The organism is Rudaea sp., from assembly GCF_036383415.1.
Taxonomy (GTDB): domain Bacteria; phylum Pseudomonadota; class Gammaproteobacteria; order Xanthomonadales; family Rhodanobacteraceae; genus Rudaea.
Map to the genome: position 1 here is coordinate 1 of NZ_DASVOK010000125.1, position 8,281 is coordinate 8,281.

An 8,281-nucleotide genomic window follows, 5' to 3' on the forward strand; every position below is an offset into this window, starting at 1 on the left:
CCGCGCACGACGCATGCGGCGGTGGCCAGTACGGGACGTCAGCGCCTGGTCGACCGCGCCAAGCTCGTGCTGACCGGCGATCTCGCCCGACGCTGGACGCTGGCCGAGATCGCTGCCGACGTCGGCGTTTCGCCGGTCTACCTGACCCAGAGTTTCCAGCAGGTCGAGGGTCTGCCGCTGTACCGCTATCAGTTGCGCCTGCGCCTCGCGCGCGCGCTCGACCTGATCGCGCAGTACGAAGACTTGAGTGCGCTGAGCCTCGAACTCGGCTTCTCCAGCCACAGCCATTTCAGCGCCGCGTTCCAGCAGACTTACGGGCGTTCGCCGACCGAGTTCCGCCAGGCGGCGCTGCGCAAATCCGCCTAGTCGCAGATCGCTAAAGATTCTGACAGCGGGTCATTCCTCGCGGTGGCGTAATGCACCTGCCCGGACGTCGGGCGCCAACGAAGAGAGAACGTCATGACCACCAAGACTTGTGCGGCTTGCGACTATCCGCTCGATGCGAACGCGATTCAGGTGAAGATCGGCGGCAAAACCGTCGAGGTGTGCTGCGAGGAATGCGCGCAGAAGCTCAAGGAAGCGCACGCGTCGGCGCAGGAGCAGGGCTGAAGCCATGAACGCGAAGACCTCCCCGCTCAAGCGCAGCGTGCGCATCGCGTCGGGCACGATCGGCTACGTCGAACAGGGCAGCGGTCCCGTTGCCCTGTTCGTCCACGGCGTGCTGTTGAACAATCACCTCTGGCGCCACCAGCTCGCCGGCTTGTCCGACGTGCGCCGCTGCATCGCGGTCGATCTGCTCGCGCACGGCGACACCGAGATCCTGCCCGAGCAGGACGTGTCGGTGACCGCGAACGCGAACATGCTCGCGCAGTTCCTCGATGCGCTCGGCATCGCCCAGGTCGATCTCGTCGGCAACGACAGCGGCGGCGGCATCGCGCAGATTTTCGCCGCCCTGCACCCGCAGCGCGTGCGCAGCCTCACCCTGACCGACTGCGACACGCACGACAACTGGCCGCCCGAAGCGTTCAAGCCGTTTCTCGCGATGGCAGCCGACGGCGGCTTGCGCGGCACGCTCGAGGCAATGCTCGCGGACAAGAGCATCTACCGCTCGCCCGAAGCACTGGGCCCGGCCTACGAGCATCCCGAGCGGCTGGGCGATGCGGACATCGAAGCCTATCTGCGTCCGTTCCTGCGCAACCCGCAGCGCCTGCGCGATCTTGAACGTTTCCTCGCCGCGTTCGACAACAAGCACACGCGCGCGATCGAAGGCCGGCTCAAGGCGTTCACCGCGCCGACGCTGATCGTCTGGGGCACGGACGATATCTACTTCGACACGAGCTGGTCACGCTGGCTCGAGGCAACGATTCCCGGCACGCGCCGGCGCGTGGAATACGAAGGTGCGCGCATCTTCTTCCCCGAGGAACGCTGGCAGGATTTCAATCGCGAGCTGCGCGCGCACTGGCAGGCGGCATTGCGGGAAGCGGCCTGACCATGCCACGACTGCGCTACAATGGCGTCGGAGTCGGCCAGACAGTCGCGCGGCGCGCAAGCGTCTCGAGGAAAGTCCGGGCTCCACAGGGCAGGGTGCCAGGTAACACCTGGGCGGCGTGAGCCGACGACCAGTGCAACAGAGAACAGACCGCCGATGGCCCGCAAGGGATCAGGTAAGGGTGAAACGGTGCGGTAAGAGCGCACCGCGCGCGGGGACAACGTCGCGTGGCACGGTAAACTCCACCCGGAGCAAGACCGAATAGGGGAGCATGGCGCGGCCCGCGTCGCTCCCGGGTAGGTTGCTCGAGCTCATCGGCGACGATGAGCCTAGAGGAATGACTGTTCAACGACAAAACCCGGCTTATCGGCCGACTCCATCTATGTGACGTGCGGCGGGAACTATTTCCCGCCGCGGCCGTCCAACGAGCGGTCGATTTTTGTTCGTTCGCACTCACTCGCCCGCACGTGGAAAAAAACTCCCGCTCTCCATCACGCCGTTCGTGGCTGATTTTCGGTTCCTGCGCGCTCGCTGCGGTCGCGGTGACGGCTGTTGCCTTGCCGTTAGTCTGGAAGCGCGCGCCGGAGACTATCTCTGTCCTGCGGCGCAATTTCGGCACAGTGCTCGTGCAGCAGGGCGATCTCGTCGTGCCGGTGTCCGCGTCGGGCGTCTTCGTCGAGAAGCAGAAGAAGCTGCTTGCCGCGCCTGCCGCGGGCACGGTCGAGGAAATCCGCGTCGCGCCGGGCGCGATGGTGAAGAAGGGTGAGGTCGTCTTCCGCCTGAGCAACGCGCGCCTCACCGAGCAGGCGCAGGCCGCGCGCGTTGCGCTGGAGAAGGCCAGCCTCGATCTCAAGGAAGCGGTGCTGAGCGAGAAGATCGAAGCGATGGCGCAGTCGAGCCGGCAGAAGGAGCTCGAACGCCAGCTCGCGATCGAGGCGCACGAGCGCGACGCGCTGCGTCCGCTGATGGAGCGCGGCATCATCTCCAAGCTCGATATGGCGCGCGCGGACGCGAAGGTCGGCGGCCTGCGCTCGCAGATATCGGAACAGACCGATCGCGTCGCTCTCGCGCAGGACCTCGGCGCCTCGCGCATCGCGATCAAGGAAGAAGCGCTCAAGCAGGCGCGCGACGGCCTCACGCTGGCGCAGCAGAAGGTCGACGAACTCAAGGTTGCGAGCACGGTCGACGGGCCGGTGCAGGACGTGTTTGTCGAGCCCGGCCAGTCGGTCGCACCGGGCGAGAAGCTTGCGCTCGTGTCGAGCAGCAACGATCTTATTGCCGCACTGAAGATTCCGCAGGCCAACGCGCCGGCGATCGCCTACGGCAATCGCGCGACGCTCTACGTGCAGGGCAAGGCCGTGCGCGGCACGGTGGTGCGCATCGATCCGAAGGTGCGCGATGATGCGGTCCAGGTCGATGTCGCCCCGGACGAGGCATTGCCGTTTGGTGTGCGCGCGGCCGAGTCATTGAGTGGCGACATCGAAGGCGCGCCGACGAGCGAGGCGATCTATGTCGAGCGCGCGGACGACATCCTGCCGTTCAAAGAACACGACCTGTACCTGCTCAGCGGCAACGAGCTGCGCCGCCATCGCGTCCAGTTCGGTGCCATCTCCGGCAAGTACGTCGAGATCCGCTCGGGCGCGCGACCCGGCGATCGTTTCGCGACCGGCCTCGATCAGGCCTTGTACAACAAGGCCATGCTGACCGTCGCGGATTGAGCATCGGATCGCGCTTCTAGAGCTGCCGCCCGCAAGCCGTTGCGGGGAGGGCGAACGCGGGGTTGCTCAGGAAATCGTGATCGGTCAAAGCATCGAGCAAAACTTCGAGCCTGCGCATCGTTTCGGGCGGATAGACGAAACCGTGGCGGGCGATGGCATCGCGAGCCGTCGGCATCGATCCGTCGTGCCAATACGGTGCGGTCACCGAGAGGTTGCGCAGGGGCGGCGTGCGGAACTTGCCGCGGTCCTCTTCGTGCGCGGTTACCTCGAATAGTCCCTGATCCGCTGCTGCGGGATCGATCGCACCGAGGCGATGAAAGGCGAGGTCGGTAAAGTTTTTCCCCGCATGACAAGCGGCGCAATCGCGGCGGAACGTTTCCTGCCCGGCGCGCGCGTCGGCGGAAAGTGCGTCGTGGTCGTAAGCGCTCCCGTGGGAAGCCAGCGTGCGCTCGAACGCCGCGATGGCGCGGACGACGTTGGCATAGCCGATCGGATCAGCCGTTCCGGGAAACGCGGCAGCGAACATGCGGCGATAGCAGGCGTCGCGCCCCAATCGCCGCGCGATTTCCGCCTCGCGCCCCGCCATGCCCATTTCCACGGGATGCGTGCCGAGCACGGGTACGGAGACCTGCGCCTCGAGCGTAGTCAGGCGCGGATCGGCCGAGGTCAGCGGCGAGAATTCACCGACGTTGGCGAGACCCGGCACGTTGCGCCGTCCCGCTTCGTTGGTCACCCCGGGATGCGTGCGGTTGCCATCGGCGAAGCCGTGCCGCTGCTCGTGGCAGGTTGCGCACGCCATCGTGCCGTCTTGCGAGAGATCGGCGTCATAAAACAGGCGGCGTCCGAGTTCGATGCGCGCTGTCGTCGCATTTGCGTTATTGGCGGCGCGGACGCGCTCGCTGACGATGCCTGTCGCGCCGAGCGCGAACACCGCCAGCGCGGCCAGAGAACCGCGGCGCTTCATTTCATCGGCACGGCGAGAACGGTGATCTGCGCTGCGCCGTTGGCGGAAATCTGCAGCGTGTAGCGGCCAGCGGGCACGACGTAGTCCACCATCTTGCGGATGCCGGTGCAGTCGGGGCCGTGGCCATGCGCGACCGAGCGCAATGCCCCGTCCTTGCCCACGATGTCGATCCATGCGGCCGAGTTCAACGCGATGCGATACGTGCCCGCCTGCGCGACGTCGAGCGCGAGCAGGCCGCCATAGCTGACCGAACCGCCCGGCTTCTCCGGGCGCAGCGCGTAGTGCACGTCCGGTGTGGGCAGCAGAGTCACGCTCGTGGCTTTGCCGACGGAAAGGAGTGGGGCATTGGCCGCCTCGCTGCCGGCCTTGGCCGGAACAGGATTGACCCATGGGGCCAGTTCCCCGGAGGGCGCAACGTTGGTGATGCACGCTGGTTTGGTAGTCGACATTTCCTCGGCTGCCGGCGCGCCCGCCGACGCAGCGATCAACACGATCATGATAATGCTTCGATACATGGGTTCTCCTCGTAGTCAGTGCGGCTTCCCTGCCGCCGATACGATCCTTCGTCAGAAACTTTTGCCGATTTCGCAGAAGAAGGTGCGTCCCGGTTCGGGGAATCCTTCCTGATACGCATACAGGCGATCAAATGCGTTGCGCACGCCGAAACTCAGATCGAACCAGTTGGATATCGAGCCGCGCACGATCGCATCGACGCGCGTGAATCCGCCGGCGATGCGTTTGGCATCGCTCGTGGTGTAGCGCTTGGTTTCTGTGTCGGACGACAGGATCGCGTTCCAGTGCGGCGCGAATGCATAGTCGAGCGAGACGAAAAGTTTTTCGGGCGGTGTGTCGGTCAAGCGAACCGCGGGTTGCGAAATGTTCTTGCGATCGAGATACGTGTAGTTCGCCTGCAATGTCAGATCCGTATTGATCGCATAACTGCCCGAGAGTTCGACACCACGGTTGCGCGCCTCGCCGATGTTCTGGTTCTGCGAACACGGCGGCGATGCGCACGCGGTCGGGGCAATGGTGACGGCCTGGATCGCATTCTGCAATTTGCCGTTGAACAGTGCGGCCTGGTAGTGCAGCGCGCCGGCCGCGCCTTTCACGCCGATCTCTACGTTGTCGCTTTCCTCCTGCTTCAGCGCTGGATTCGGAATCGCCGTGCCGAGGCGGTACGAGTAGCGATCCTTGATCGTCGGGAAGCGCGTCTTGCGGCTGATGCCGCCATATAGCTGCACATCGTCCGTCATCTGGAACGTCGCCGCGAGCTGGCCGTTGACTGCGGTGTCGCCGTGCACGTCGAACGGCACGATCTGGTTGTTCGCGACCAGATTGTCGGCGCGCTGGCCTTGCTGCTCGTTCCACGACACGCCGGGTGTCAGCGTCCAGCGCGCGTCGGCGCGCCACTCGTGCTCGACGCCGGCGGAGACGGTGCGGTCCTTGAAGGTCGCCCATGGCGCGACCGCGGAACTTTGTTCGCGATGGATATCCTGCTTGGCGTGCACCGCGATGCGCGTGATCTGGCTGTCGGACCACGGTTGCTCGAAATCGGCGCTGGCGCCGTAGGTGTGGTCGTCGTACATGCTCTTGAAGGCGTACGGCCGTTTCATCGTCGTGTACGTTGCATCGTCGTACGAATCGAGTTCGTTCTGGAACGTGTCGTAGTAGGCACGCACGCGCAACGTCGCCGCATCGCCTAGGCGCGTGCGCGTGATCAGGTAGGCGCCGTCCTTGTCCCAGTACGGCCAGCGCCAGAAGCGTGCGGCGACGCCGGTAGCGCTGCCCGCATAAGGCGGTGTCTGCTTGGAATCGTGGACATGGTAAATGCCGAGTGCGTACTCATCGGTCGCGTTCGGTGTCCAGCCGATCTTGCCCGAAAGATTCAGATCGCGGCTCGCCGAATTCGCACGCCGTGCATTGGGCTGGTTCTTCGAGTAGGGATAATCGCTCGGCAGAACGTAGTAGTCGGCGTCTTCCCACGACGCCGTCGCCTGCGCGTACCACGTGCCCTGGTTCGTGCCGATGCGGCCGCCCGCGCGATATGAGGGCAGATTGCTTGAACGATCGACATCGAAACCCGCGTAGGCACGGCCTTCGAGCGCCGTCTGCGGCCGCCGGCTGACGAGGTTGACGCTGCCGCCGAGCGCGTTCGGGCCGTACAGCACCGAGGTCAGCCCCTTGGTCATGACTATCTGCGACAAGTCTTCGACGCCGAAGCGCGCGAGGTCGAGATTGCCGTCGTACGGCACGTACACCGGCACGCCGTCGACGTACAGCGTGACCTCGCGTGAATCGAAACCGCGCAGGTTGAGCAGGGTGTCGCGGCGCTGGCCGACGTTCTGCCGCGAAACGCCCGGCAGCAGATCGAGCGCTTCGGCGACGTTGCGCCGGTCGAGTTTCTCGATTGTGTCGATGCTGATCACGTCTGCGCCGGCAGGAAGCGGTGCGGAACTGGCGCCGACCACTTCGACCACTCCGAGCGGAGTAGACGTGTTTTCCGTCGTGGACACGTCCGCCGCATGCGCGAAGCCGGTGCCGAGCAGGCCGATGATCGTGGTTGCGAGGAAATTTTTCATGGATCGGGAGATTGTATACAAATACACATTCGATATGTTTGTTCGACTATATCGGTGACCATGGCTCGACTGCAACACCGCCGCGGATTCGGGGGCCTTGCGCGGAAACCTCGCCTGGAATTGCGAATGCAACAACAGGAGCTGCCCGTTCAAATTCCGAAGGGCACCAGTTTTGCGTTCCGCGCAATCCGGCGATGCCGGCGAGCCTCGCTGCCGGGTCGTCATGCCAGCATCCGTCGCTGAAACAGCCGAGTGCCCATGAGAAAACTTGCGTGAATTCAATCACCTTTTATCGCTTCCTCAGAAAGCGCACGAAATAATCACAAATCCCTGCGCTTCTCCTTGATCTGCAAAGCAATTTTTCCTTGACAGCCCTGTATGCCGTCGATATTGTGGCGGTCAGTGGGATTTCGTGGTTTTTAGTGGGAATTTGCCGATCATGTTTCAGGGCGAAACCGCCGTCACGTTGGACGACAAGGGTCGATTGGCGCTGCCTACCGCCTATCGCGACCTGATCGCGTCTGCGTGCGCGAATCGCCTCGTCTTCACCTACAACCCGTTCGAGCACGGCTGCCTGTGGCTGTTCCCGCAGGGCGAGTGGGAAAAAGTGCGCGACCAGGTCAACGCGCTGTCTAGCGTCAAGCGCGTGCACCGCGATCTGCAGTTGAAGCTCGTCGGTGCCGCTGCGCAGGTTGAGCCCGATGCCAGCGCGCGCGTGCTCGTTCCGGCGAGTCAGCGCATGGCGGCCGGCATCGAGAAGCGCGCAATCCTGCTCGGCATGAACGCGAAGTTCGAGTTGTGGAGCGAGACGGCGCACCTGAACAAGATTCGCCAGACGATCGGCGAGGGCGACCTCTCCGACGAGATGCTGGATTTGAAACTGTGAACGGACTGACCGCATGCGCCCGAACGACGATGAGTGAAGAAGGCGCAGCGGCGGGATCGGCCCATCTGCCGGTGATGTTGAACGAAGCGGTGCAGGGATTGCGTGTGCGCGAGAACGGAACGTACCTGGACGGAACCTTCGGCCGCGGCGGTCATGCGCGCGCCGTGCTGGCCCGGCTTGGGCCGACGGGGAAGTTGCTGTTGATGGATCGCGACCCGACTGCAGTGACGCATGCGCGTGCGGAATTCGGCAACGATGCGCGCGTGGTCATCCGTCACGGCAACTTCGCCGATCTCGCCGATTGGGACGCGACGACGCAGGGGCTCGACGGCGTGCTGCTCGATCTCGGCGTGTCCTCGCCGCAGCTCGACGAGGCCGCGCGCGGGTTCAGCTTCCGCGCCGATGCGCCGCTCGACATGCGCATGGACACGAGTTCGGGAATCAGCGCGGCGCAGTTTCTCGCGAGCGCGGACGAGAGGGAGATAGCGGACGTGTTGTGGCAGTACGGCGAAGAACGCATGAGCCGGCGCATCGCGCGCGCGATCCTCGCGCGCCGCGCCGAGGCGCCGATCGCGCGCACGCTCGAGCTCGCCGATCTGATCGAACGCACCATCGGCCGGCGCGAGGCGAACAAGCACCCGGCCA

At 64.6% G+C, this 8,281-nt stretch carries 9 protein-coding genes and 1 other RNA gene; 7 read left to right on the plus strand and 3 right to left on the minus strand.

Annotation, left to right across the window (positions count from 1 at the left end):
• The 5 genes from VF497_RS04785 to VF497_RS04805 all read left to right on the plus strand — a co-directional run.
• Nucleotides 1-366: AraC family transcriptional regulator (locus tag VF497_RS04785; protein ID WP_330886498.1), on the plus strand; the 366-nt coding region annotated here is incomplete at its 5' end.
• Between the two features lie 93 nt (nucleotides 367-459).
• Nucleotides 460-609, plus strand: a complete 150-nt coding sequence (locus VF497_RS04790) for a hypothetical protein (protein ID WP_330886499.1) — start codon at nucleotides 460-462, stop codon at nucleotides 607-609.
• 4 nt (nucleotides 610-613) lie between these two features.
• Entirely contained in the window at nucleotides 614-1,489 is an 876-nt protein-coding gene (locus VF497_RS04795; RefSeq protein WP_330886500.1) for an alpha/beta hydrolase, read from the plus strand.
• A gap of 29 nt (nucleotides 1,490-1,518) precedes the next feature.
• An RNA gene (rnpB, locus tag VF497_RS04800) (RNase P RNA component class A) lies at nucleotides 1,519-1,871 on the plus strand.
• A 238-nt stretch (nucleotides 1,872-2,109) separates the two neighbouring features.
• Entirely contained in the window at nucleotides 2,110-3,207 is a 1,098-nt protein-coding gene (locus tag VF497_RS04805; protein WP_330886501.1) for an HlyD family secretion protein, read from the plus strand.
• Nucleotides 3,208-3,223: 16 nt separating this feature from the next.
• Here VF497_RS04805 and VF497_RS04810 read toward each other — a convergent pair whose 3' ends face one another.
• Genes VF497_RS04810 through VF497_RS04820 form a run of 3 tightly spaced genes read right to left on the minus strand, consistent with a single transcriptional unit; the run spans nucleotide 3,224 to nucleotide 6,750 of the window.
• A complete protein-coding gene (locus tag VF497_RS04810) occupies nucleotides 3,224-4,171 on the minus strand; it encodes a cytochrome-c peroxidase (protein WP_330886502.1) in 948 nt (315 codons plus the stop codon).
• Entirely contained in the window at nucleotides 4,168-4,686 is a 519-nt protein-coding gene (locus VF497_RS04815) for a hypothetical protein (RefSeq protein ID WP_330886503.1), read from the minus strand. The genes VF497_RS04810 and VF497_RS04815 overlap by 4 nt, the downstream gene beginning before the upstream one ends.
• Nucleotides 4,687-4,737: 51 nt before the next feature.
• A complete protein-coding gene (locus VF497_RS04820; RefSeq protein ID WP_330886504.1) occupies nucleotides 4,738-6,750 on the minus strand; it encodes a TonB-dependent receptor in 2,013 nt (670 codons plus the stop codon).
• Nucleotides 6,751-7,189: 439 nt separating this feature from the next.
• Here VF497_RS04820 and mraZ point away from each other — a divergent pair, with 439 nt between their 5' ends.
• Nucleotides 7,190-7,636, plus strand: a complete 447-nt coding sequence (gene mraZ / locus VF497_RS04825) for a division/cell wall cluster transcriptional repressor MraZ (RefSeq protein WP_330886505.1) — start codon at nucleotides 7,190-7,192, stop codon at nucleotides 7,634-7,636.
• Between the two features lie 29 nt (nucleotides 7,637-7,665).
• On the plus strand, nucleotides 7,666-8,281 hold a 616-nt coding region (gene rsmH, locus VF497_RS04830; RefSeq protein WP_330886506.1), incomplete at its 3' end, for a 16S rRNA (cytosine(1402)-N(4))-methyltransferase RsmH.

Bases quoted from the DNA above. Each gene is read 5' to 3' on its own strand.
- VF497_RS04790 (WP_330886499.1), top strand. From the start codon at position 460: ATGACCACCAAGACTTGTGCGGCTTGCGACTATCCGCTCGATGCGAAC.
- VF497_RS04795 (WP_330886500.1), top strand. From the start codon at position 614: ATGAACGCGAAGACCTCCCCGCTCAAGCGCAGCGTGCGCATCGCGTCG.
- VF497_RS04810 (WP_330886502.1), bottom strand. From the start codon at position 4,171: ATGAAGCGCCGCGGTTCTCTGGCCGCGCTGGCGGTGTTCGCGCTCGGC.
- VF497_RS04815 (WP_330886503.1), bottom strand. From the start codon at position 4,686: ATGTATCGAAGCATTATCATGATCGTGTTGATCGCTGCGTCGGCGGGC.
- VF497_RS04820 (WP_330886504.1), bottom strand. From the start codon at position 6,750: ATGAAAAATTTCCTCGCAACCACGATCATCGGCCTGCTCGGCACCGGC.
- mraZ (WP_330886505.1), top strand. From the start codon at position 7,190: ATGTTTCAGGGCGAAACCGCCGTCACGTTGGACGACAAGGGTCGATTG.